The following is a 22390-nucleotide window of genomic DNA, read 5'->3' on the forward strand; positions in this document are numbered from 1 at the left end:
CCCTACCGGGTAAACCCTGATTCGCCGTCACCAGCCAAGCCCAAGACTATAGCACAATTTTTGCAGATCGTGCAACTGGCTTCTGCCTGATTTGCACCGACTTACGCAAAATTCGCTGACCGCCGGTTCGAGAGAATCATCACTGACCCACCGCCTTGCCGCCCCGCGACAAACCCGCTTGCCGTAGCCTTCGGATCCGTTGCACTTGCCTGCCCTCGCCGCTCAACAAAACTGCTTGAACTGCGAAGGAGCGAGACTATAGCACAGAATTTCGGCTTGTCACGCCAGCATGACACGCATTTTGCAGAAAGAGGATTCCAGCACGGCAGGCCGTCGCGCTGGAATCATTCTGACTGATGGCTTCGGACGCTACCGCGGATGAGCAAGCGGTTGGCGCCGACGCGGGCAGCGGTCCTTTCGCCAGCTGTCTATATATAGAAGCTGTCTATATATATAGATAGAGAGAGCATCCAGGCGAGCATCTGTCATACCGCTGGCAGGCCGCCCTGACGCCGACGGCCAGCCGGTGCGGCAGTCAGCCGCGCGCGTCCCGGCTACCAGCGCAGGTATTCCACTCCCACCCTGCGCGTCAACGCCCGGTTCGCCGTGCTCTGGTTGACCAGCCATTGCGGCGCCCCGATATCAGCCAGCATATGCGGGTCCATTTCCTCGGCCAGGTTGCGCAACACGGCGTGGGCGCGCCGTTGGCGATAGCGACGCCATAGCCGGAGCAGGATTCCGCCCGGCGCCGAGGGCGCGGGCACCATGGCCTTCGATGGCGTGCCAATGTCGCGGGAGACTGCTGATGCACTCAGACCGACGACCACAGACGCCAAGGATGGCCCGGTCGGCGGCGAGGCTGGGGCCGCGGATGGCGATGCCTGGAAACAGGTTTGCGGGGACATGGGCAGGCTCCTTGGGATCATTCGTTCCGGTAAGCTTATTCGCCCAAACCTGCGCAGAAAATCGAATTGTTTTACCCATATCGTTCAGATAAACTAACCAATCAATCTTCTCCCTTGCCCTTCCCCGCCGCCGTGCCGAAGCGCTCCCACCGACCGCAGCAGCCAATTTCTTATCCTACGCATGCGCCTGCCCCTTAATACCCTGCCCGCGTTCCGTGTCGTCGCCGAACTGCAAAACCTGCGTGCCGCCGCCGATCGCCTGCACCTGACCCATAGCGCCGTCAGCCAACAGATCAAGGGCCTGGAAGAACAACTCGGCTTTGCGCTGTTCGATCGCAGTGGACGCGGCATCGTGCTCAACGCCGCGGGCGCGGCCCTGTTGTGCAGCGTGCAGAGCGCGATGGCGCTGCTGGACGAGGGGGTGATGGCGGCGGCTGCCGCCGCCAGCGGCAGCGCGCAGCGCTTGCGCGTCTCGGTGCTGCCGTCGTTCGCACAACGCTGGCTGTTGCCGCGCATGGCGCGCTGGCACAAGCGCCATCCGGAACTCTCGTTGGAGATCGAGACCTCGCAAAACGTCGTGGATTTGTTGCGCGATGGCTTTCACGCCGCGCTGCGGTTCGGCCGCGGCCCCTGGCCCGGTGTGGCGTCGGAACCGCTGTTCGATCTGCCGTTGCCGTTGATTGTGCTGGCTTCGCCGGAGACCGCCGCGGCGCTACCCGACAACACGCCCGAGACGCTCGCGCGCCAACCGCTGCTGGGTGAGCGCGAGATGTGGCAACACTGGTTCAACGGCGCCGGCCTGAGCGTGCCGGTCACGCCCGTGGCCACGTTCAATGATGCCGGCATGATGCTGCAGGCGGCGGAACAGGGCTTGGGCATCACCCTGGGACGCGAGCTGCTGGCCGCCGATGCGATCAACGCGGGGCGCCTGGTGCAGGTGTCGCCTGTGACCGTGCACTACGAACAGGCCCAGACCTATCACCTGGTCTACCGCCCCAGCCTGCGTGATTGGGAACCGCTGGTCGCCTTGAAGCAGTGGTTGCGCGACGAACTGGAGCGATGCGGCAACGGCCTTGAGTCCAGCGCTGAACACGGAACAGCGCCGCCAAAGCAGGTGTAGCGCGGCGCCAGCGGTCTCCGGACCGCCGGCGGTAGTCGCGTTCAGGCGACTTTGCGGGCCGCGGGCGGCGTCGCGCGCATGGAGTCGGCCTGATTGAAGCGCTGGTGCCAGGAAAAGGCCTCTTCCAGCAGGTGCGGCGTCTGGCCCCCACGTTCGCAGGCGCGATCGAAATAGTCCTGCAACGCATCGCGGTAAGAGGGATGGACGCAATGCTGGATGATGGCGCGGGCGCGCTCGCGCGGCGCCAGGCCGCGCAGATCGGCCAGGCCGCATTCGGTCACCAACACGTCGACGTCGTGTTCCGTGTGATCGACATGCGAGACCATCGGCACGACACTGGAAATATCACCGTTCTTGGCCATGGACTTGGACACGAAGATCGCCAGATGGGCATTGCGGGCGAAGTCACCCGAACCGCCGATGCCATTCATCATGTGGGTACCGCCGACATGGGTCGAATTGACGTTGCCGTAGATGTCGAATTCCAGCGCGGTGTTGATCGCAATGATGCCAAGGCGGCGCACGATCTCCGGCGCGTTGCTGATCTCTTGCGGACGCAGCACGATGCGTTCACGGTAATGCTCGATATTGGCCAGGATCTTTTCATAGACCGGCCGGGAAACGGTAATGGACGAGGCCGAGGCGAACGCCAACTTGCCTTGGTCCAGCAATTCGATGGCGCTGTCCTGCAGCACTTCCGAATACATCGTCAGGCCTTCGAACTCCGACGACTCGAAGCCATGCAACACGGCATTGGCAATGGTGCCGATGCCGGCCTGCAGCGGCAACAGCGTACTGTCCAGGCGGCCGGCGGCGACCTCCGCGCGCAGGAAGGTGTTGATGTGGGCCGCAATGGCGCTGGTTTCGGCATCCGGCGGCAGGGCATTGGAGGGGCTATCCGGCTCGTGCGTGATGACGATGGCGGCGATCCTGTCAGGATCGACCTCGATGCAGGGCTGACCGATGCGTTGGTCGACCGAGACCAGGCCGATCGGCTCGCGCCGAGGCCTGTCAGTGGGAACGTAGATGTCGTGCAGGCCTTCGATGGCGGCCGGGACACCGAGGTTCAGCTCGATGATGATGCGCTGAGCCTGCTGCGCGAACGACGCGGAGTTGCCCACCGACATGGTGGGCACAATGGCGCCGGTTTCGGTGATGGCGGCGGCCTCGATGATGGCCACGTCGACCGGGCCGATGTGGCCGGCGCGCAGTTGCTCGGCGGTCTCCGACAGGTGCTGGTCGATGAAGGCAACCTCGCCCTGGTTGATCTTGCGGCGCAGGGTGGTGTCAACCTGGAACGGCATGCGGCGAGCGAGCGCATTGGCCTGCGCCAGCATCTTGTCGGTGTCGTGCCCCAGCGAGGCGCCGGTGATCAGCGTGATGGCAAGCGGTTCGCGCTCGGCGCGCGCGGCCAGCGCCGCGGGCACCGACTTGCAATCGCCGGCACGCGTGAAACCGCTCATGCCCACGGTCATGCCGTCTTCGACCAGCAGGGCCGCCTGTTGCGCGGTCGTGATCTTGGCACGTAGCCCGGGGTGGCGGATACGGTCGGTATGCATGGTGTCTCCAGATTCAAAAGCCGGCGGCTCGCGGCTGGACGCGACGGTATGCCGCCGACGTCCAGGCGCCGTCTAGCGCGGCGTTTCGTGACGTCCGAAGCGCGCCTTGCCGGCCTGCTCCGGGTCGAATTTCCCGCAGTATAGGAAGCGCAGGCCAAATCTCGTAATGACTTAAAATCATCCAAATAAGTCGTTTTTTTCATTACTTGAACATTCCGCTTTTTGGACGGGGGATCATCTTGGACGTGCGCGCTCTGCGATATTTCGTCGAAACGGTGCGGCATGCCAGCTTCACGCAGGCGGCCAAGGCCCTGTTCGTCACCCAGTCGACCGTCAGCAAGATGATCCGCCAGCTTGAGGAAGAGGCGGGTACGCCGCTGCTGATACGGGACGGCCACACCGCGCGGCCCACCGATACGGGGCGCGTGATGTACCAGCGTGGCCTGCAAGTGCTGGAGACCATGCGCCAGCTAGGCGAGGAAATGCGCCAGACCGCCGAGCTGCAACGCGGCGCTCTCGAAGTCGGCATTCCGCCCATGATCAACCTGCTGTTCACGCCCGTGGTCAAGCGCTTTCGCGAGTTGCATCCCGGCATCCACCTCACCTTGCGCGAGGGCACCGGCCGCGCGGTGGAAGACCTGGTGGCGGGAGGAGAACTGGAAGTGGGCGCGACCATCCTGCCGATCGCGGCCGACAGCGGCCTGGCCGCGCGGGCATTCGGCAGCTATCCGATCTGGGTGATCGGACCGCCGGACGCGTCCTGGGCCGGTAAGACCTCACTGCCTTTGAGCGCACTGCGCGACACCCGCCTGCTGATTCCCACCGATGACTTCGCCATGACCCGGCGGCTGCGCCAGGCCTTTGCCGACGCGGGCTTGCAGCCCGGCATCGCGGCCCAGAGCGCGCATTGGGACTTCCTGGTCGCGATGGCCTCGGCCGGCCTGGGCGCGGCCTTGCTGCCCGAGCCCCTGATGCGCCGCATGAAGACCCGCGGATTGAGTACCGCCCGGCTGGCCAAATCCGGGCTGCAATGGGAGGTCGGCCATATCTGGCAGCAATCCGGTTACTTGTCGTACGCCGCCCGCGCCTGGCTGGAGGTGTGCGATGCGGTGCTGGGCGGGCCTCGCGCCAGCCGCCGCAACTAAGGGGGGACACAGCGGAGTTTTTGTTGCAACGAAGCGGGCAACGGCTTGCTATGCTGCCGCCTCAAAGCGATTCGATCGCCTAAGAAACATGACTCCGAACCTGCCATATCCGCGCCTGCGCGTCGCCCCCCGCGCCCGCGCTTTCGTCGCCCTGATCGCCGCCCTGCTGCTGGCACTGTGCCTGGCGCCCGCGTTTGCCGCCACGCCCGCCACGCCCGGCGAGACCGACGCCATGCTGGTCGCCGCCCGCAAACAGCTCGATGACATCCGCAAGCGCATCCCCGACGAGACCGATGACGCCGAGCTGCTCAAGCAGCGCGGCGATGCGCTCGACATTCAATCCAAGGCCGACGCCGCCGCCGATGCGCTCACGCCGCAGTTGACCAGCGTGACGGCGCGCCTGAGCGAGTTGGGCACTCCGCCCGACGGCGCCAAGGAGGCGCCCGACGTCGCGGCCCAGCGCATGCAACTGGACAAGAGCAGCCGCGCCCTGGATGCGCAGATCAAGCTGGCCCGGCTGCTGTCCGTGGATGCGGCCCAGGCCGTGGAGCAGATCGCGGCCCAGCGCCGCACCCAATTCCAGGCACGGCTGGGCGAGCGCCGCGACTCGTTCCTGTCGGCCCAGTTCTGGACCGAATTCCGCCAGGAATTTCCGCGCGACCTGGAACGGTTGCTGGCATTGCGCGACGATCTGGCGACCGCGGTCGGCCAGACGCCGAGGTGGGGCTGGGTGCTGCTGGCCACGGCAGCCGCGCTGGCGATCGCCCTGCGTATCTGGATCGGGCGCATGCTCTTGCGCATCACCGCCACGCGGGTACCGCCGGGACGCCTGCGGCGTTCGTTCCTGGCGGTCGCGCTGCTGGCGCTGGCGGTGGCCACGCCGGGGGTCATCGCCCTGCTGTTGCATATTGGCCTGGACTGGAATTCGCAACTGTCGGACAACAGCGGCACGCTGTTGGCCAATCTGGTTGCGACAGTCTGTTTCGGGGGGTATGTGTCAGGGCTGGGCTACGCCCTGCTTTCGGCCAACCGGCCATCCTGGCGCCTGCCTCCGGTCTCCGACATGGTGGCGCAACGCCTGCGCTGGCTGCCGGGGGTACTGGGTGTGCTGGTCGTGATGATCTGGCTGGCCGAACGCCTGCCGGTGCTGCTGAACGTCAGCCTGACCACCACCATCACCCTGACCGGCATCGCCGCGGTGCTCGTCATGGCGACGATGGCGGTGGCGTTGTCGATCGGCCGCCGGCTGCGCCGCCTGGCGCAGCAACAGGACGCCGCCCCCACGCCCTTCTGGGTCTCGTTGCTGCTGACCGCCGCCGGCACCGTACTGGCCATCAGCCTGGCCAGTCTGCTGGCCGGTTACGTGGCATTCGGCAGTTTCCTGGCCAAGCAGGTGCTGTGGGTACTGATCATCCTGGCATCGGCCTATCTGCTGTCGCTGCTGATCGAAGATGGGTTCAGCACTTTGCTCGGCACCTCGCACCGTGATGATGGCGAGGGCACCAGCCTGCGCGATCAGGCGGCGGTGCTGCTGTCGGGCGTGGGCCGGGTGGCGGTGGGACTGCTGGCGCTGATCCTGTTGCTGGCGCCGTTCGGCGAAGGGCCGATGGACCTGGTGCAGCGCTTCGACCAGTTGCGCAAGGGCCTGGCCATCGGTGAGGCGCAGATCCGGCCGGGCGCGGTGCTGCAGGCGCTGCTGGTGCTGAGCCTGTCGCTGTTGAGCGTGAAGATGCTCAAGCGCTGGCTGGCCAACCGCTACCTGCCCACCACCGAGCTGGATCCGGGCATGCAGTTGTCGGCGGCAACGCTGTTCGGCTACGCGGGGTTCGTCCTGGCGATCGCGCTGTCGCTGTCGGCCGCGGGCATCGGTCTGGAACGGGTGGCGTGGATCGCCAGCGCACTGTCGGTGGGCATCGGTTTCGGTCTGCAGGCGGTGGTGCAGAATTTCGTGTCGGGCCTGATCCTGCTGGCCGAACGCCCCGTCAAAGTGGGCGACTGGGTCTCGCTGGGCGGCGTCGAGGGCGACATCCTGCGCATCAATGTGCGGGCTACGGAGATCCAGATGGGCGATCGCTCGACGGTGATCGTTCCGAATTCGGAATTCGTCACCAAGACGGTGCGCAACGTCACGCGCTCAAATCCCTTGGGGCTGGTGCAGATCAAGCTGCCATTGCCGCTGTCGACCGACGCCCAGCGGGTGCGCGAGCTGATCCTGCAGGCATTCGCCGACCATGAGGATGTGCTCGATTCGCCGCCGCCCAATGTATTCCTCGATGGGATCGAGGCCGGCAATCTGGTGTTCAACGCCAAGGGCTATGTCTCGTCGCCACGCTCGGCCTACGGCGTGCGTAGCGCACTGCTTTTCACCGTACTGCAGCGGCTGCAGGAGGCCGGGTTGGCGGTATCGGCGCCACCCACGATGTTACTGGCATCGGCCCCGCAGGCGGCGGCGTTAATGCGCCCGGATGCCGCCGAGGGGCCGGGCGCCGCGGCCACGCCCGTCGCCGCGCCCTGAGAGCCGGGGCCACGCTCGTCAACCCGGCGAGTAGAAGTCCGCCAGGCGCTGACTGTCCATGCGCGGATTGCGCAGCGGCGGCGAATTCACCATGGTGTTTTGCACGGACAGGACCGGATAAGTCTGCGCAAGGGGTCCGGACGCCATGGCCGGCGCCGGTGCGTATTGCGCCTGGTTTGGCCCCGGCGCGGGCGCGGCCTGGGCGACGTTCGAGTTGGGACTCTCGAACCGGTGGTCAGCGGTCGTCAGCGAAGGATTGGTGCACAGTCCCTGCGCGGTCAGCGCAGCCTTGGTCCGGTCATCGGTCTGGCAGAGGATGTCGACCGCCGCAGTCTCGAGGCGGCGCGAGCGATCCGGATCCTTGGTGGAGGCGGCCGCCTGCATGGTGCGTTCAAAGTTGCGGCGCAGGCTGCACTTCTGGTCTTCGACCGGGAAGGCCACGTTCATGCCGAACCCGACCACGGAACCTCCGCCGCCAGCCGACACCATGCAGCTGTCGGACGAGAACGAGCCATAGAAACTCTGCGCGCCAATCGGCGGCGCGGTCCGCAGGGTGCTCGAACCGTTGCTGTTGGAATTGAACGTGATGCCCTGATTGTTGCCGGCGTTGGTCGAGCCTGATGTCGCCGCAGTGGTCGAGGAAGAAGTGCTGGTCTGGGCGCCGGCGGAGAAGGCCACCAGCGACAGGGTTAAGGCAAGCGCAAGGGTTTTCATGATGTCCTCTCGACCGGACGGCCGAAGCCGTCCGGATTGCGTGCTGCTCAGTGACCGAAACCGCCCACGGGACCGACGCCGTGGATCGACGCGGTCGCCCCGATCGCACCGGCATTGAACGTGCCCGTGGCCGATGCGTTGGTGGTGGTGTTGCCGAACGTGGCGCCGCCGTTGGCGATGCTGTCGCCCACCATGATCGGCGCATTGCCGGTGATGTGGCCGTAGCTTTCACTGGTGGCGTATTGCCGCGTGCTGGTGACCGCGGTGGTGCCGTCGGGACTGAACGATCCTCCCGCTGTGGCGACACCGCCCGTCTCGCCGAACGACGTCTGGCTCGATGAGCCATAGCCGTTGATCTGGGTCGAGACCACGGAGGTGCCCGTGGAAACCGACGAGACCGTGCCCGTGATGGTACCGACATGGCCGGACGCCGACATGCCGGGCTGGCCCGGTCCACTCGCGTAGGCGGAAACCGCGACGAGGGACAACGTTGCGACTGCTGCGAGCTTTTTCATTTGCGCTCCTCCCGATCCGCTGCATGCGGATGATCAGGTACCGGTGGCCGACCGGCGCGGACCTCTACCCCCCCGACGCTGTACGCGCATACGGCAACGTGGCGTTTGGGACTTTCGTATTGGTACGGAATGATTGCGCCGTACTAAGGACGTCGGTATCGGTTAAACGGGCGACCGATCCCAAGGGAGTGAGGAGGAAGACGTAAAAGATGTCATGCAATCTGCGAATATCGGCGCCCGCGCCATGCGTATGGCGGAGGCTTGGCCCGCGCCGGGCGCGATTGCTGCGGCGCATCTCAGCTCATAGGATGGGGGGATGCGGCATGCCCTCGCACGCATTCCCTAGCACGCACGGCGTGCGGTCTTCGACAGGCCGCCGTTCGGTTTACTGTCAGGATGAGCCCGGGAGGCCGGGCCTGGTGGCACGGTGCGCCGCGGCGTATGCGATCAGGCGCGCCGACTCGCACCGGGCCAGGGCGATATCCACCGCGACGAGCAGCAACAACACGCCGCCCTCGGCCAGTTCGAGCCACGCCCACAGGTGGTAGCCGGCCAGCAGTGCCATCCCCACTGCCGCCGCCAGCCAGCAAGGCCACGCCGGCGCGGCCTTCACGGGCGCAGGCCCCGTGGCGCGGCGCAGCGCCAGCCAGGCGACGAGCGGCAAGGCGAGCATGGACAGGGGAATGTAGATCGCAATGGCCGACAGCACGGCCGTCACGCTGAATTGGGTCTGCGACACCAAAGCCATGACGGCGAGCGCGGCAACCCCCGCATACCACAGCAAGCGGGCAGCGAGAAAACGCGGCAGGGTCGAGACAGATGGATTCATCGTGACGAATTTTTGCGCCATACTACTCCGCCCGGCCGGCTCCCGCCCGGCCCTTTCATCCGGAGACAGGATCATGATCCAGGAGATTGCCAGCATCCACGTGCGCGAAGGACAGGAAGCCCTGTTCGAGGCTGGCGTGGCCCAGGCCAGGCCGCTGTTCCTGCGGGCCCGCGGCTGCCACGGCATGGAGCTGTACCGCAGCATCGAGCAGCCGCAACGCTACACCCTGGTGGTGGATTGGGAAACCGTCGAAAACCATATGGTGGATTTCCGGGAATCTGTCGATTTTCAGGAATGGCGCAAGTTGGTGGCGGGCTTCTTCGTCGAGCCGCCCCAAGTGCACCATGAGCAGAAAGTGCTCTGACGCTCAGGCCGGCGCCAGCCGTGATCCGGCCGCCAGCGCCACCGCCACGGTGGTGCGCACGTCTGCCAGGGCGCGGTGGGTAGGCTCGCTGGCCCCCACGTGCCGCGCCAGGATGTCGAGTTTGTGCGACGGCAATTCCGGCCAGGCGCGCCGGGCCAGCGCCAGTGTGCAATGCGTGGCATTGGCGAACGGCAGGCCGGTCTGAGATGCGGCCGCGGCCAGGAATCGGCGGTCGAACGAGGCATTGTGGAAAAACACCGGCAGGTCTTCGACAAAATCCAGGAAGGCCGCGAATGCCTGCGCCACGGGCACACCCTGACGATCCACCTCGGCCTGCGTGATGCCGGTCAGGCGGGTGATGAAAGGCGGCACGGCGGCGCGCGTGCGCACCACCTGCGCATACTCCCGCTGCGCCGCGCCCTCCGGCCCGACCCGCACCGCCGCGAACTCCAGGATCTCGCACGATGCGGTCGAGAGCCCGGTGGTTTCCAGGTCGGCCACCACGAACGGGCCACGCAGCGCGGCCAGCGCCGCCGACAGGGCGGCCGAGGATTTGGCCGCGCCACCAGCCAGCCCGGTCGCTCCAGCAGCCGGGCGGGTACGACGGTAATAAAAAGCCATGATGCGTCAAGCCGGCCGCAGCGCGGCAAAGCGCGGCGAGCCATCGGCCAGTTGGCCGAAGAACAACTCGGCGGGCCGCACCCACAGGCCGCGGGCATGCGGCCACAGATGCTCATAGACCACCATGGGCGCTTCGGTCTCGGAATGGCGGGCCGTGTCGATATAGCGGTACAGACCGCCCTTGTAATGGCGATGGGTGGCGAGCGCCAGGGCGTCGGATTCGGTCATGAGAGGAGCCACGAAAAGCGCGGCCCGGGGCGGTGGGTTCCGGCCCGGGCCGACGGGTTCTACAAGACCCTATTTATAGCGCACTCGGGCGGCACGCGCCGCCCGGCCTTCAATAGCGCACGTACTCCAGTACCGGCTTGGCAGGCATGGGCGTATTGGCCGCCGCCCGCGCCCGCACCGACGGCGCCACCGGCTTGACCGCCGGCCGCAGCACCGGCGCGGCTTGATGCGATTGGTGGGCGGCCTGCAAGGCAGCGGCGGCTTCGGCGGTCATCTGGGTGATGTCCTCAGTCACCTCGCCGAGCTTGCCGGACTGCGCCAGCGAGACCTCCACCACCTCGCCCATGATCTCGGTGACGCGGCGCGACGAGGCCACGATATCCTCCATGGTGACGCCGGCCGACTGCACCTGGCCGGCGCCGCTCTCGATCTGCTCGACCGATGTCGTGATCAGGCCTTTGATTTCCTTGGCCGCGGCGGCGCTGTTCTGCGCCAGGCTGCGCACTTCCGCCGCCACGACCGCAAAACCCTTGCCGTGCGAACCGGCGCGGGCCGCCTCGACCGCGGCATTCAAGGCCAGGATATTGGTCTGGAAAGCGATACCGTCCATCACGCCGATGATCTCGGAAATGCGCTTGGAACTGTCGGTGATCGCACCCATGGTGCGCACCACATCCCGCACCGTCTTGCCGCCCTCTTCGGCGACGCGACAGGCATCCTGCGCCAGGGTATTGGCCTGTCCGGCGCGCTCGGCGTTTTCCGTCAGGCCCTGCACCGCCACCCGCAGGGTCTGGGCGGCAGTAAAACGCCTGGTAATGTCGGTGGCGAACTTCACCACTTTGAATGGCCGGCCCTCGGCGTCGAAAATCGGGTTGTAGCTGGCCTCGATCCAGACATGACGGCCATTCTTGCCGATGCGAAGATACTGGCCGGTGTCGTGCTCGCCGCTGCGCAGTTTGCGCCAGAACTCCGCATAAGCCGCGCTGCGCGCTTCTTCGGGCAACACGAACATGCTGTGGTGCCGTCCGCGGATCTCAGCTTCGCTATATCCCACCGCTTTCAGGAACAGGTCGTTGGCACGGATGATGGTGCCATCGAGCTCGAACTCGATAATCGCCTGCACCTTGGAGATGGCTTCCAGCTGACCTTCGGTGTCGGCCTGGCGCTGCTGCTGTTCGGTAATGTCGGTGGCGTACTTGACCACCTTGAAGGCGCGCCCGTGCTTGTCGAAAATCGGGTTATAGCTGGCCTGCAGCCAGACGTCGCTGCCGTCCTTGCGCATGCGGCGATAACGCCCTGTGTCATGCGCGCCCTGGCCCAGCTTTTCCCAGAAGGCCAGGTAGCCGGCGGACTCGCGTTCTTCCGGCACCACGAACATGCGGTGGTGCTGCCCCAGCACCTCGTCCAGTTCGTAGCCCATGGTGTCGAGGAAATTCTGGTTGGCCATCAGGACATGGCCTTCGAGATCGAATTCGATCACGGCTTGCGCCTTGTGGATGGCCGCTATCTGTCCGTATAGATCCGCTTTCTGCATGCCGCGCTCGCCGCGCAGCAGGCGTTTGAGGGTAAGCCATTGCATGTTGACGTCTCCCGCAGGGAATGGGACGAATTTGCTGAAACCGATAAAGAAACCAGTTGGCTTATCTGAAGCAGACTGCTGGCGCGTCCTGGAGATCAGGCCGTGCATGCCACGCCGCATGCACGCGTTGCCTGCGAGTCCGTCACCGCTGTGGCGACGGCGGGGCAACAATTGCGAAGGAACAAAAATGTATCCAGTCGAAATTATTTAATCCCAAAAATGAGCCGCCCTCAATATTTTCCGTATGCGCTTCTCAAAAAAAATAGCGGAATAGGTTTTGCGCAATGGCGTTTCAGGCATTAGTCAACAGCGACATAAAGTCCGCTTCATGGCGAAAATCAGGGTTAATACGCACTCGGCCTCCATTTTCCGCCAGAAAGGCTGCCGATAATCGTGCTTGCCGGGAAGCGGCCCTTATTATCAGAACCCCCGCCGGAATATGCGCCGGATCGCGCACACGCCCGGCTATTCGCCATCCAGCTCGGGATAATGGCGAAAAATACCGTCGGCAAATGGCAGGCGCCTGCCGCTTGAAAAATACGACTGCAGTTCCGGCAAATGCGCCACCCGGCGGTGCAATGCCATCACCTTGGGGAACTGCGCTGCCACGGAGCACATGCGGCGCGGGAATGCATGGAGCAAGCCATCGATCAGGTAAAACAACGACAGATCGGCATAACTCCAGCGTTCGCCAGCGGCCAACCAGGCGTCGGCGCCGGCCAGCACGCGCTCGAAATATCCCAGGAATTTCGGAATCCGCTCATCCCGGAAGCCGCGCGCGCGGCGCGCCGCTTCTTTCTTCTGGTCTTCGTAATAATCACTGGCGGAGATGGGATGATGGGTATCGTGCGCCTCGGTCACCATGTCGGCGATGGTCAGTTGCAGTTGATTGACCCATAGCCGCTCCGCGGCCCCGGCGGGCGCCAGGCCATGCTTTTCGCCGAGAAACAGCAGAATATTGGCGGTTTGCGCCAGGACCATTTTCCCTGCCACCAGATAAGGCGGCGCAAATGGCGGATGCTTGCGCTCGGACAGCATGTCCTTGACCAGCGCGTCTTCGCCAATACCCGGTTCCCGTGCGCATTCACGGTACGCGATGCCGCCCGCCTCCAACGCCAGACGCACGAATTCGCCGCGCCCGGGGATGCCATCCCAATACCAAAGGTCATAGGTCATGCCGCTCTCCTGGTGGCGCCAGGGCGGCTACGCGGGAAAGACGCCGATCTCGCCGTCATTGCGCGCTGCCTGCCGCCCATGGCTTTGCTGATACTGGCGCGGGAATTGCCCGAAGTGCGCGTGGAAATCGTGTGAAAAATGCGCCATCGGCAAATCCGCAGTCCAGCGCGATTTGCGTAATGCTGCAGGCAGTATTAAGCAATAGCCAACTGCCATATTCCAAACGCAATTGGCGCTGGAATGCCATGGGCGACCTGCCCGTCGCCAGGCAGAAGGCGCCTTCCCGCTGGCGCCGCCCCATCCCGACGCCGGCGCGGGAACGAAGCGCCGCGGCTGTCTTGATGATCCACGAACTTGCGGCAATCCCGTCGCCGGGCTTAGGATGGAGCCACGGTCAGACCGTGCACCGCCGACAGGCGTACGGCGCGGGTTCGGGCCGGCGCTTGAACCTTGCCAGCGATTCGGGAGCACATCGTGAAGAAAGTTGCTGAGATTCTCAGGGAAAAGGCCAATCCGCCCGTCGTGACCGTCACGCCGGACTCGTCCGTGTACGACGCCATCAAGACCATGGCGGAACGCAGCATCGGCGCCGTGGTGGTGGCCGAGGGCGACGAGGTGCTGGGCATGCTCACCGAGCGCGACTACGCCCGCAAGATCGTCTTGCAGGACCGTTCATCGCGCACCACCAAGGTCCGCGAAATCATGACCGAGTCGGTTTTCTACGTGCGTCCGGAGGACACTCGCGAACACTGTATGGCGCTGATGACCGAGCGCCACTTCCGCCACCTGCCGGTGATCCAGGATAAGAAGCTGGTCGGCCTGGTGTCCATCGGCGACCTGGTCAAGGACGTCATGAGCGAACAGAAGTTCATCATTACCGAACTCGAACGCTACATTTCCGGCGAGCACGGCTGAGCGCCCCTGCCGGTTGACGTCGCGCCTCGCCGCTACCCGGCCGCGAGCAGGCGCGACGCCGGCACCACCAATCCCAGGCCAGCCGCCAGCAGCAGCACGAACACCATTCGCTTGACGGTCTTCATCGACCCGGCAGTGGCATAGCGGCGCGCAGCCCACGTGACGCCAATCACCACCGGCAGGGCCTGCAGGCTCAGCCAGAACGAGGTTGCCTTGAAAGCCCCTTGCCCCGTCACCAGCGTCAGACGCACCACGGCGTTCAAGGAGAACAACACCAGCAGGCTGTTGCGGATCGACGCCAGCGGCAGCGGCTGACGGTACAGGTGATAGACCATCGGCGGCCCGGCGCTTGAAAACAGTCCGCCCAGCACGCCCGACACCCCGCCGAAGAACAGGAAAGACCCGCGTGACGACAGATGCGCCAGAGGCTGGGTGCGCGCCACCAGCAATACGGCGCAGGCCATGATGGTGACGCCAAGCAGCAATTGCAGCAACACGGCCATGGCGCCGCTGATCCAGGCCAGCGCGGCCACGCCCAACGCCACACCCGCCAGGCTGCTGGCCAGCGCTGGCGCCATCAACGGCCAGTTGACCTGGGGCCGGGCACGCGCCAGCGTGACCATGGCATTGACCAGCGACAGCACGCTGACCACATTGGCCACCTCGGACACCGACGCCAACTGGAACACCCCGGACAACCCCAGCAGCACCAGGCCGAAGGCGAAGCCCGTCATGGTCTGGGCGTAGGTCGCCAGCGCCACGCAGGCGAGAAACAACGCGTGTTGGAGGATGCTCATGCTGGGGCGGAGCCAGACCTGCCTCGGCTCGGCCCCGCCGCGAAGGATCGCGGCCTGGAGCGGAACGACTGCGGAAACGGCGTATTCAAGAGGGCATTCGACGGCGGCGATCATAGCACCGGGGCGGGAGGCGACCTGGCGCCTTTATACATTTTGTAATAACCAGATGCGCTCATGCACCCCGCCGCCCGCGCCCGGCCGCTATCCTTGCCGCCCAGTATGCCCGCCGCACCCGGCCAGGCCGTGCCCTCCCCCAGCATGACGCCCAAACAGACCACGATCAATACGGTGACCCTGACCTGCTCGACTTGCGGCAGCGCCCAGTTCACCAAACTCGATACCAACGAATACCAGTGCAGCCATTGCCACGCCGTGACCCTGGTCGAGGACAACGTCGCCCAGCGGCTGGAGAAGATCCTGCGTGGCATGCAGCAGCCGGCACCCGCCGCCAGGCTGCAGCCGGGCGCGGTGGTCGCGATCGCGCTGGCGGTGCTGGCGGCGATCCTGGTGCCGCTGACGGCGTCGTTGTTCAACACTGGCTCGTCCAGCCGCCCGCCGTCGCGCGCCGCGCCGCCGCCGATCGATGCCGCGCTGGTCAAGCTGACCGATGTGCAGGAAGTGCGCGCCCACGGCCGCGGCCAACTGGTGATGCTGATGCGTAACGAGACCGGCAGGAAAATCGAGGCGCCGCGCGTCACAGCCACGTTCTACCAGGGCGAGCTGACGCTGACTTCCGCCTCGGGTTCGCCGCTGGCGCGTACCCTGCTGCCCGGTGAATACACCCCGGTGACGATTTCCTTGCCGGATACCGCCTACAGCCGCTACACCCTGACGCCGGCCACGCCCTCGCTCGCGCGCGGCCACGCCCGCGACGTCGCCGCCGACAAGGTACAGCTGGTGCGCAACGACGGCGCCTATCGCCTGGTGGGCCTGCTGCGCAACCAGGGCGGCACCGCCGCCAGCAGCACGCAGGTGACGGTGATGCTGTACGACGAAGACGGCAAGCTGGTCGGCACGGGCAATGGCTACGGCTCGGCCAGCCCGCTCGCGCCCGGCGCGCTGACCTCGTTCGACGTGCGCTGCGACATGCTGACCGAAGGCAAGGTCGGGTCCTACGATTACATGGTGCAAAGTGAAGGCTGACCATTCCCCCGCGCGGCCCCTGTCGCGGTCCGCCCGCGCCGGGCTGGTGCTGATCATCCTCGCCGCCGGCGGCTATGCCCTGGCCAAGTACAACGGCCTGCTGCCCTGGGACGCGCCCAAAGCGGCCGAAGCCGAAGCCGCGCCAGCGCCGGCCACCGCCGCTGTGGCCGCCAGCACGCCGGTCAGCCGCATTGTCCGTGTCAGTCCCGCCAATCCGCGCGTCATCGACCACGTGCGGCTGACCACGGCCGAACTGCTGGATCCGGACTTCGCCCTGTTCGACCCGGCGTCGCTGAGCCTGTCGCCGCCGCGCCGCCTGCTCAACGAAATCGAACGCCCGCTGCTGCTGGCCGAAGTGGTCAACCGCAGCGACCAGTACGTGGCGCTGTCGCCCGGCATGGAAATCGCGGTATTCGACGGCTCGCGCCGCCTGCGGCTGCGCCAGGAATGGTCGCTGCCCGCCATGCTCTACCCCGGCGAGCGCATTCCGGTGATGCTGAACGGCGAGAATTTCGAGCGTTATTCCGAGATCAAAACCGACTGGAAGCCGGCCAAGCGCGCCCCCTTGCCCGGCAGCCGCCCCAAGCTGGACATCCGCGTCGAGAACACCGAGGCCGGCATCGGCACCGGCACCCTGAATTTCACCTATCGCTACCGCTACAAGTACGTCACGGTGCATGGCCGGGTACGCAACGACGACAGCGCCGAGATCGACAACGTCAAGGTGTGGGTCAGCCTCTATGACGCCCAGGACAAGCTGACCGGCGCGCGCTATTCGGAGCTGCGCCTGCCCAGGCTCAAGCCGGGCGAAAGCGCGCCTTTCCAACTGGACATCAAACAGTACGGCGCCAACTTCGCCCGCGTGGGCGTGGTGTACGACGCCAAGGCCAACTGACGCTGCGGCGACAGGCCGCCGCACCGGGCGCCCCCTTGATGGCGGCCGCGCCCGTCTGCCGCCACGCCGCCCATTCCGGGCGTTCCCGCCCCAGTCCGACCTGGTTTTCACGCCGGTCATGCCACCGCCTCCCGCCCTGGCCCGCCCGGGGCCGTGGCCCGCAGGCAACGCCTATCGACACAAGTCTTATATAAGATATAAGACATTTGCTAGGGGCGCCCTCTTCCCTCTACAATTCCGGCCACACCCCTTCTTCCAACCCGACTTTGAGCAGGCCTCACATGCTGGATACTTACCGCCAACACGTTGCCGAACGCGCGGCCCTGGGGATCCCCCCGCTGCCCCTGACGGCAAAACAAACCGCTGAACTGATCGAACTGCTGAAGAACCCGCCCGCCGGCGAAGAGCAGAACCTGGTCGAGTTGCTGACCCACCGTGTTCCGGCCGGCGTGGACGACGCCGCCAAGGTCAAGGCCTCGTATCTGGCCGCCGTGGCCCTGGGCAGCGAGGCTTGTGCCCTGATCAGCCGCGCCAAGGCGACCGAACTGCTCGGCACCATGCTGGGCGGCTACAACATTGGCCCGCTGATCCAACTGCTCGACGACCAGGAAATCGGCACGATCGCCGCCGACGCCCTGAAAAAGACCCTGCTGATGTTCGACGCCTTCCACGACGTCAAGGAAAAGGCCGACAAGGGCAACGCCAACGCCAAGTCCGTGATGCAGAGCTGGGCCGACGCCGAATGGTTCACCAGCCGTCCCGAACTGCCCGAAAGCCTGACCATCACGGTCTTCAAGGTGCCCGGCGAAACCAACACCGACGACCTGTCGCCGGCCCCGGACGCCACCACCCGTCCCGACATCCCGATGCACGCCCTGGCGATGCTCAAGAACAAGCGTGACGGCGCCGCCTTCCAACCGGAAGAAGACGGCAAGCGCGGCCCCGTGAAGTTCATCGAATCGCTGAAGGAAAAGGGCCACCTGGTCGCCTACGTCGGCGACGTGGTCGGCACCGGCTCCTCGCGCAAGTCGGCCACCAACTCGGTGCTGTGGTTCACCGGCGAAGACATCCCCTTCGTGCCGAACAAGCGCTTCGGCGGCGTGTGCCTGGGCAACAAGATCGCCCCGATCTTCTACAACACCATGGAAGACGCCGGCGCCCTGCCGATCGAACTCGACGTTTCCAAGATGGAAATGGGCGACGTGGTCGAACTGCGCCCCTACGAAGGCAAAGCCCTCAAGAACGGCGAAGTGATCGCCGAATTCCAGGTGAAGTCGGACGTGCTGTTCGACGAAGTGCGCGCCGGTGGCCGCATTCCGCTGATCATCGGCCGCGGCCTGACCGCCAAGGCGCGCGAAGCGCTGGGCCTGCCGCCTTCGACGCTGTTCCGCCTGCCCAAGGACCCGGCCGACACCGGCAAGGGTTTCTCGCTGGCCCAGAAGATGGTCGGCCGCGCCTGCGGCCTGCCGGAAGGCCGCGGCATCCGCCCGGGCACCTACTGCGAACCGAAGATGACCTCGGTCGGCAGCCAGGACACCACCGGCCCCATGACCCGCGACGAACTCAAGGACCTGGCTTGCCTGGGCTTCTCGGCCGACCTGGTGATGCAGTCGTTCTGCCACACCGCCGCCTACCCCAAGCCCGTGGACGTCAAGACGCACCACACGCTGCCCGAGTTCATCAGCACCCGCGGCGGCGTCTCGCTGCGTCCGGGCGACGGCGTGATCCACTCCTGGCTCAACCGCATGCTGCTGCCCGACACCGTCGGCACCGGCGGCGATTCGCACACCCGCTTCCCCATCGGCATCTCGTTCCCGGCTGGCTCGGGCCTGGTCGCCTTCGCCGCCGCCACCGGCGTGATGCCGCTGGACATGCCGGAGTCGGTGCTGGTGCGCTTCAAGGGCAAGCTGCAGCCCGGCGTCACCCTGCGCGACCTGGTCAATGCCATCCCGCTGTACGCCATCAAGCAGGGCCTGCTGACGGTCGCCAAGCAAGGCAAGAAGAACATCTTCTCGGGCCGCATCCTCGAAATCGAAGGCCTGCCCGACCTGAAGGTCGAACAAGCCTTCGAACTGTCGGACGCCTCGGCGGAACGTTCGGCCGCCGGCTGCTCGGTGCGCCTGAACAAGGAACCGATCATCGAGTACATCAACAGCAACATCGTGATGCTCAAGTGGATGATCGCCAACGGCTACGAAGATGAGCGCACGCTGGGCCGCCGCATCAAGGCGATGGAAGCCTGGCTGGCCAACCCCCAACTGCTGGAGCCGGACGCCGACGCCGAATACGCCGCCGTCATCGAGATCGACCTGGCCGACGTGCACGAGCCCATCGTGGCCTGCCCGAACGACCCGGACGACGTCAAGACGCTGTCGGAAGTCGCCGGCGCCAAGATCGACGAAGTGTTCATCGGCAGCTGCATGACCAACATCGGCCACTTCCGCGCGGCCTCCAAGCTGCTCGAAGGCAAGCGCGACATCCCGGTCAAGCTGTGGGTGGCCCCGCCCACCAAGATGGATGCCACGCAACTGACCGAAGAAGGCCATTACGGCGTGTTCGGCACGGCTGGCGCCCGCACCGAAATGCCGGGCTGCTCGCTGTGCATGGGCAACCAGGCGCAGGTCCGCGAAGGCGCCACGGTGATGTCCACCAGCACCCGCAACTTCCCGAACCGCCTGGGCAAGAACACCAACGTGTACCTGGGTTCGGCCGAACTGGCCGCGATCTGCTCGAAGCTGGGCCGTATCCCGACCAAGGACGAGTACATGGCCGACATGGGCGTCATCAACAAGAGCGGCGACCAGATCTACCAGTACCTGAACTTCGACAAGATCGCCGACTACAAGGACGTGGCGGACGTGATCGAGGTGTAAGCCTCGCCACGCAGGCACGCCTGTGACACGGCCCCGGAGCGATCCGGGGCCGTTTTTCTTTGGCGCGCACGCAGGCCACGCCAGGACGTGGATCGGACCGTTCCCCCTGCCCGAGGTCCGAAATTGGGGGGCGGAACTTCTGCAGCGATACGTTTTTATACAATCACTGCAAATCGTGACGTACCAGACGTAACCGCCGCCCGCCGGCTCCCCGGAGAAGACCGCCCATGACACGGCTCTTGATGCCGCTGCCACTGTTGACCGCGCTGGCCGGCTGCGCCACCGCGCCCCCGTCGAATCCCGAGAACATCTGCGCCATCTTCCGTGAAAAGCCGGACTGGCACGATGCCGCGCTGAAAGTGCAGAAGAAATGGGGCGCGCCGGTGCAGGTACCGATGGCGATGATGTTCCAGGAATCCAGTTTCAAGCAGGATGCGGTGCCGCCGCGCTATTATTTCCTGGGCATCATCCCATGGGGCCGGGTCAGTTCCGCTTACGGCTACGCCCAGGCCAAGGACGAGACCTGGGCCGATTACAAGAAGGACGCGGGCGGCTGGGGCGCCAGCCGCGACAATTTCGCCGACGCGCTGGACTTCATGGGCTGGTACATGAACAAGAGCCAGCGCCTGAACGGCATCTCAAAATGGGACGCTTACGGCCAATACCTGAACTACCACGAGGGCTGGACCGGCTATCGCAACCGCAGCTATGACCGCAAGGCGTGGCTCAAGACGGTGTCCAAGAAAGTGCAGGCGCGCGCCGACAAATTCGCCAGCCAGTACAAACGCTGCGAAAAAGACCTGACGCGTGGCGGCTGGTTCTTTTGATCGCGCCCGCGCCAGGGCGCGGTCATGCCCGGCGCGGCGGCTCGCGCCGGACGCCCCGCCTCAGGCCTGCTCGCCCAAGCGGTAGACCACCGTGTCGAGCCGGCTCACGCCGCGCTCGGCGAATTTGGGCTCCTTGGCCAGGATGTCGCGGCGGTCGATGATGACCGCTGGCGACACGCCGTTGAACAGGCTGCGCATTTCCGCATCGACCACCGCGAAGGGCGGTCCGTCCATTTCGTCCTGCGGATAGTCCAGCGTGATCAGCAGACCGCGATAGCCGGGCGCCAATTGCCCGTAGACATGGCGCACGTAATCGCCCCGCATCTGCGCGGGCAGCGCCACCAGCGCGGCGCGGTCGTAGGCGCCGACGCAGTGCGACAGCAGCGGCGCGTCCAGCTTGAAGATGTCGCCGCGGATGATCTCGATATTGCCCGCCACGTAGTGCTGGCCGTAGGGACTGTCGTGGATGACCGGCTTGAGTTCGTTCTCGACGAAGAACTGCTCGACGGCCAGTTGCGACAGCTCCACGCCCAGCACCTGATAGCCCTGGGCCGCCAGCCAGACCATGTCCAGCGACTTGCCGCACAACGGCACCAGCACCTTGCCGCCAGCGGGCACCGAGAGCGTCGGCCAGTATTTCTGCAACAGTGGCGTCACGCGTGTTTGATGAAAATGCGTGCGCCCGTCGCGCCAGCGTTCCAACCAGAATTCCGCGTCCATGTTTGTTCTTGTCCTCCGGAAAAAAAATCGCGTGATGCGCGGCCTAGTGTCCCACCTCCCGATACTACCTGCCCGCTGCCGGACCTACGTTGCGAACAAGCGCCCGAAAGGCGTGTTTACCGGAAACCGGCTGCGAAACCGGCTGCGAAACCGCCGCTACCAGGTTCCGGTCAGCCCATTGTAGTGATCCGGTCGCGTGGCGCCGGGGCAGCACGCCGGCGGGGCTGGCCACGCCCGCGCCGCCTGCCTAGGGTTTGTCCTAGGAACATTGATGCATCCATTGGCCGCGCCGACCCGTATTTGCTGACGACGGCCAACCAAAAAAGGAGATCGTCATGAAATTGCTCGCTTCGATTGCCATTGCCTGCTCCGCCCTGACCCTGTCACCCACTTTCGCGGCCGATGTCATGGTCGGCGGACAGCCGATGATGCCCAACAAGACCATCGTCGCCAATGCGGTCAACTCCGCCGACCACACAACCCTGGTCGCGGCGGTGAAGGCCGCCGGCCTGGTGGATACGCTGCAGGGAAAGGGGCCTTTCACGGTCTTTGCCCCTACCAATGCCGCCTTCAACAAGCTGCCGGCCGGCACCGTCGACACCCTGGTCAAACCGGAGAACAAGGCCACGCTGACCAAGATCCTGACCTACCACGTGGTGCCGGGCAAGCTGGACTTTGACGCCCTGGCCGCCAAGGCCAAAAAGGGTGGCGTCACCGAACTGACCACCGCCAGCGGCGGCAAGCTGTGGGTCATGATGAATGGCAAGCACAACCTCATCGTCAAGGACGAGAAAGGCGGCACCGCCAACATCAGTACCTATGACGTCTACCAGTCCAACGGCGTGATCCACGTGATCGACAGCGTGCTGATGCCCAAATGACCCCTGCCGCCACGGGTGCCAGGCCGCAAGGCCTGGATGCCTGGCGGCCTGGCCCGGCCCGGTGGTAAC

At 65.4% G+C, this 22390-nt stretch carries 22 protein-coding genes; 10 read left to right on the forward strand and 12 right to left on the reverse strand.

From position 1 onward, the window contains the following. Positions 1 to 554: 554 nt before the first annotated feature. Positions 555 to 905 carry a hypothetical protein gene (locus tag HV701_RS26860; protein WP_236755993.1) on the reverse strand — a complete coding sequence of 117 codons (351 nt, stop codon included), beginning with the start codon at positions 903 to 905 and terminating at the stop codon, positions 555 to 557. A gap of 181 nt (positions 906 to 1086) precedes the next feature. Between HV701_RS26860 and HV701_RS20355 the strand changes: the two genes are divergently transcribed. After that, the gene (locus tag HV701_RS20355; protein WP_175134824.1) at positions 1087 to 2025 is read left to right on the forward strand and encodes a LysR substrate-binding domain-containing protein; all 939 of its coding nucleotides are present in this window, start codon (positions 1087 to 1089) and stop codon (positions 2023 to 2025) included. Positions 2026 to 2066: 41 nt separating this feature from the next. Here the strand turns inward: HV701_RS20355 and HV701_RS20360 are convergent, their stop codons facing one another. Next, a complete protein-coding gene (locus HV701_RS20360) occupies positions 2067 to 3584 on the reverse strand; it encodes an acetyl-CoA hydrolase/transferase family protein (RefSeq protein ID WP_175134825.1) in 1518 nt (505 codons plus the stop codon). A gap of 239 nt (positions 3585 to 3823) precedes the next feature. On the opposite strand from HV701_RS20360, the gene HV701_RS20365 reads away from it, so the two are divergent. Next, entirely contained in the window at positions 3824 to 4729 is a 906-nt protein-coding gene (locus HV701_RS20365; protein WP_175134826.1) for a LysR family transcriptional regulator, read from the forward strand. 88 nt (positions 4730 to 4817) lie between these two features. Next, complete coding sequence (locus HV701_RS20370) at positions 4818 to 7244, forward strand: DUF3772 domain-containing protein (RefSeq protein WP_175134827.1); 2427 nt, start codon at positions 4818 to 4820, stop codon at positions 7242 to 7244. Between the two features lie 18 nt (positions 7245 to 7262). On the opposite strand, the gene HV701_RS20375 is transcribed toward HV701_RS20370, so the two are convergent. The 3 genes from HV701_RS20375 to HV701_RS20385 form a co-directional block, all read right to left on the reverse strand. Next, the gene (locus HV701_RS20375; protein WP_175134828.1) at positions 7263 to 7958 is read right to left on the reverse strand and encodes a hypothetical protein; all 696 of its coding nucleotides are present in this window, start codon (positions 7956 to 7958) and stop codon (positions 7263 to 7265) included. 47 nt (positions 7959 to 8005) lie between these two features. Further along, a complete protein-coding gene (locus HV701_RS20380; RefSeq protein ID WP_175134829.1) occupies positions 8006 to 8473 on the reverse strand; it encodes a hypothetical protein in 468 nt (155 codons plus the stop codon). 391 nt (positions 8474 to 8864) lie between these two features. Then, the gene (locus HV701_RS20385; protein WP_175134830.1) at positions 8865 to 9323 is read right to left on the reverse strand and encodes a hypothetical protein; all 459 of its coding nucleotides are present in this window, start codon (positions 9321 to 9323) and stop codon (positions 8865 to 8867) included. Between the two features lie 52 nt (positions 9324 to 9375). On the opposite strand from HV701_RS20385, the gene HV701_RS20390 reads away from it, so the two are divergent. Continuing rightward, positions 9376 to 9666: an antibiotic biosynthesis monooxygenase family protein gene (locus tag HV701_RS20390; RefSeq protein WP_175134831.1), complete on the forward strand. Its 291-nt coding sequence runs from the start codon at positions 9376 to 9378 to the stop codon at positions 9664 to 9666. Between the two features lie 3 nt (positions 9667 to 9669). Here the strand turns inward: HV701_RS20390 and HV701_RS20395 are convergent, their stop codons facing one another. The 5 genes from HV701_RS20395 to HV701_RS20415 form a co-directional block, all read right to left on the reverse strand. Beyond that, positions 9670 to 10287, reverse strand: a complete 618-nt coding sequence (locus tag HV701_RS20395) for a 3'-5' exonuclease (RefSeq protein ID WP_175134832.1) — start codon at positions 10285 to 10287, stop codon at positions 9670 to 9672. A gap of 6 nt (positions 10288 to 10293) precedes the next feature. Next, entirely contained in the window at positions 10294 to 10515 is a 222-nt protein-coding gene (locus HV701_RS20400; RefSeq protein WP_175134833.1) for a DUF1653 domain-containing protein, read from the reverse strand. Between the two features lie 109 nt (positions 10516 to 10624). Next, positions 10625 to 12094, reverse strand: a complete 1470-nt coding sequence (locus HV701_RS20405) for a methyl-accepting chemotaxis protein (protein WP_175134834.1) — start codon at positions 12092 to 12094, stop codon at positions 10625 to 10627. Positions 12095 to 12559: 465 nt separating this feature from the next. Continuing rightward, complete coding sequence (locus HV701_RS20410) at positions 12560 to 13270, reverse strand: glutathione S-transferase (protein ID WP_175134835.1); 711 nt, start codon at positions 13268 to 13270, stop codon at positions 12560 to 12562. Positions 13271 to 13325: 55 nt separating this feature from the next. Continuing rightward, positions 13326 to 13571: a helix-turn-helix domain-containing protein gene (locus HV701_RS20415; protein WP_338077772.1), complete on the reverse strand. Its 246-nt coding sequence runs from the start codon at positions 13569 to 13571 to the stop codon at positions 13326 to 13328. Between the two features lie 173 nt (positions 13572 to 13744). On the opposite strand from HV701_RS20415, the gene HV701_RS20420 reads away from it, so the two are divergent. Next, a complete protein-coding gene (locus tag HV701_RS20420) occupies positions 13745 to 14185 on the forward strand; it encodes a CBS domain-containing protein (protein ID WP_175134836.1) in 441 nt (146 codons plus the stop codon). A gap of 32 nt (positions 14186 to 14217) precedes the next feature. On the opposite strand, the gene HV701_RS20425 is transcribed toward HV701_RS20420, so the two are convergent. After that, positions 14218 to 14982: a TSUP family transporter gene (locus tag HV701_RS20425; RefSeq protein ID WP_175134837.1), complete on the reverse strand. Its 765-nt coding sequence runs from the start codon at positions 14980 to 14982 to the stop codon at positions 14218 to 14220. 219 nt (positions 14983 to 15201) lie between these two features. On the opposite strand from HV701_RS20425, the gene HV701_RS20430 reads away from it, so the two are divergent. The 4 genes from HV701_RS20430 (at position 15202) to HV701_RS20445 (ending at position 20720) form a co-directional block, all read left to right on the forward strand. After that, positions 15202 to 16125, forward strand: a complete 924-nt coding sequence (locus HV701_RS20430; protein WP_236755991.1) for an FxLYD domain-containing protein — start codon at positions 15202 to 15204, stop codon at positions 16123 to 16125. 46 nt (positions 16126 to 16171) lie between these two features. Continuing rightward, the gene (locus HV701_RS20435) at positions 16172 to 17020 is read left to right on the forward strand and encodes an FxLYD domain-containing protein (protein WP_244957931.1); all 849 of its coding nucleotides are present in this window, start codon (positions 16172 to 16174) and stop codon (positions 17018 to 17020) included. Between the two features lie 281 nt (positions 17021 to 17301). Continuing rightward, positions 17302 to 19893, forward strand: coding sequence for a bifunctional aconitate hydratase 2/2-methylisocitrate dehydratase (acnB, locus tag HV701_RS20440; protein ID WP_175134839.1), 2592 nt, complete (start codon positions 17302 to 17304; stop codon positions 19891 to 19893). 227 nt (positions 19894 to 20120) lie between these two features. After that, the gene (locus HV701_RS20445; protein ID WP_175134840.1) at positions 20121 to 20720 is read left to right on the forward strand and encodes a transglycosylase SLT domain-containing protein; all 600 of its coding nucleotides are present in this window, start codon (positions 20121 to 20123) and stop codon (positions 20718 to 20720) included. Positions 20721 to 20780: 60 nt separating this feature from the next. On the opposite strand, the gene HV701_RS20450 is transcribed toward HV701_RS20445, so the two are convergent. After that, the gene (locus HV701_RS20450) at positions 20781 to 21440 is read right to left on the reverse strand and encodes a thiopurine S-methyltransferase (RefSeq protein ID WP_175134841.1); all 660 of its coding nucleotides are present in this window, start codon (positions 21438 to 21440) and stop codon (positions 20781 to 20783) included. Positions 21441 to 21775: 335 nt separating this feature from the next. Between HV701_RS20450 and HV701_RS20455 the strand changes: the two genes are divergently transcribed. Beyond that, positions 21776 to 22321, forward strand: a complete 546-nt coding sequence (locus tag HV701_RS20455; protein ID WP_175134842.1) for a fasciclin domain-containing protein — start codon at positions 21776 to 21778, stop codon at positions 22319 to 22321. Positions 22322 to 22390 lie beyond the last annotated feature (69 nt).

The sequence above is a fragment of the Achromobacter pulmonis genome, assembly GCF_902859765.1.
GTDB lineage: Bacteria > Pseudomonadota > Gammaproteobacteria > Burkholderiales > Burkholderiaceae_B > Achromobacter > Achromobacter pulmonis.

Bases quoted from the DNA above. Each gene is read 5' to 3' on its own strand.
- HV701_RS20375 (WP_175134828.1), bottom strand. From the start codon at position 7,958: ATGAAAACCCTTGCGCTTGCCTTAACCCTGTCGCTGGTGGCCTTCTCC.
- HV701_RS20400 (WP_175134833.1), bottom strand. From the start codon at position 10,515: ATGACCGAATCCGACGCCCTGGCGCTCGCCACCCATCGCCATTACAAG.
- HV701_RS20390 (WP_175134831.1), top strand. From the start codon at position 9,376: ATGATCCAGGAGATTGCCAGCATCCACGTGCGCGAAGGACAGGAAGCC.
- acnB (WP_175134839.1), top strand. From the start codon at position 17,302: ATGCTGGATACTTACCGCCAACACGTTGCCGAACGCGCGGCCCTGGGG.
- HV701_RS20410 (WP_175134835.1), bottom strand. From the start codon at position 13,270: ATGACCTATGACCTTTGGTATTGGGATGGCATCCCCGGGCGCGGCGAA.
- HV701_RS20385 (WP_175134830.1), bottom strand. From the start codon at position 9,323: ATGGCGCAAAAATTCGTCACGATGAATCCATCTGTCTCGACCCTGCCG.
- HV701_RS20355 (WP_175134824.1), top strand. From the start codon at position 1,087: ATGCGCCTGCCCCTTAATACCCTGCCCGCGTTCCGTGTCGTCGCCGAA.
- HV701_RS20405 (WP_175134834.1), bottom strand. From the start codon at position 12,094: ATGCAATGGCTTACCCTCAAACGCCTGCTGCGCGGCGAGCGCGGCATG.
- HV701_RS20425 (WP_175134837.1), bottom strand. From the start codon at position 14,982: ATGAGCATCCTCCAACACGCGTTGTTTCTCGCCTGCGTGGCGCTGGCG.
- HV701_RS20395 (WP_175134832.1), bottom strand. From the start codon at position 10,287: ATGGCTTTTTATTACCGTCGTACCCGCCCGGCTGCTGGAGCGACCGGG.
- HV701_RS20430 (WP_236755991.1), top strand. From the start codon at position 15,202: ATGCCCGCCGCACCCGGCCAGGCCGTGCCCTCCCCCAGCATGACGCCC.
- HV701_RS20360 (WP_175134825.1), bottom strand. From the start codon at position 3,584: ATGCATACCGACCGTATCCGCCACCCCGGGCTACGTGCCAAGATCACG.
- HV701_RS20455 (WP_175134842.1), top strand. From the start codon at position 21,776: ATGAAATTGCTCGCTTCGATTGCCATTGCCTGCTCCGCCCTGACCCTG.
- HV701_RS20445 (WP_175134840.1), top strand. From the start codon at position 20,121: ATGACACGGCTCTTGATGCCGCTGCCACTGTTGACCGCGCTGGCCGGC.
- HV701_RS20415 (WP_338077772.1), bottom strand. From the start codon at position 13,571: ATGGGGCGGCGCCAGCGGGAAGGCGCCTTCTGCCTGGCGACGGGCAGG.
- HV701_RS20450 (WP_175134841.1), bottom strand. From the start codon at position 21,440: ATGGACGCGGAATTCTGGTTGGAACGCTGGCGCGACGGGCGCACGCAT.
- HV701_RS26860 (WP_236755993.1), bottom strand. From the start codon at position 905: ATGTCCCCGCAAACCTGTTTCCAGGCATCGCCATCCGCGGCCCCAGCC.
- HV701_RS20370 (WP_175134827.1), top strand. From the start codon at position 4,818: ATGACTCCGAACCTGCCATATCCGCGCCTGCGCGTCGCCCCCCGCGCC.
- HV701_RS20380 (WP_175134829.1), bottom strand. From the start codon at position 8,473: ATGAAAAAGCTCGCAGCAGTCGCAACGTTGTCCCTCGTCGCGGTTTCC.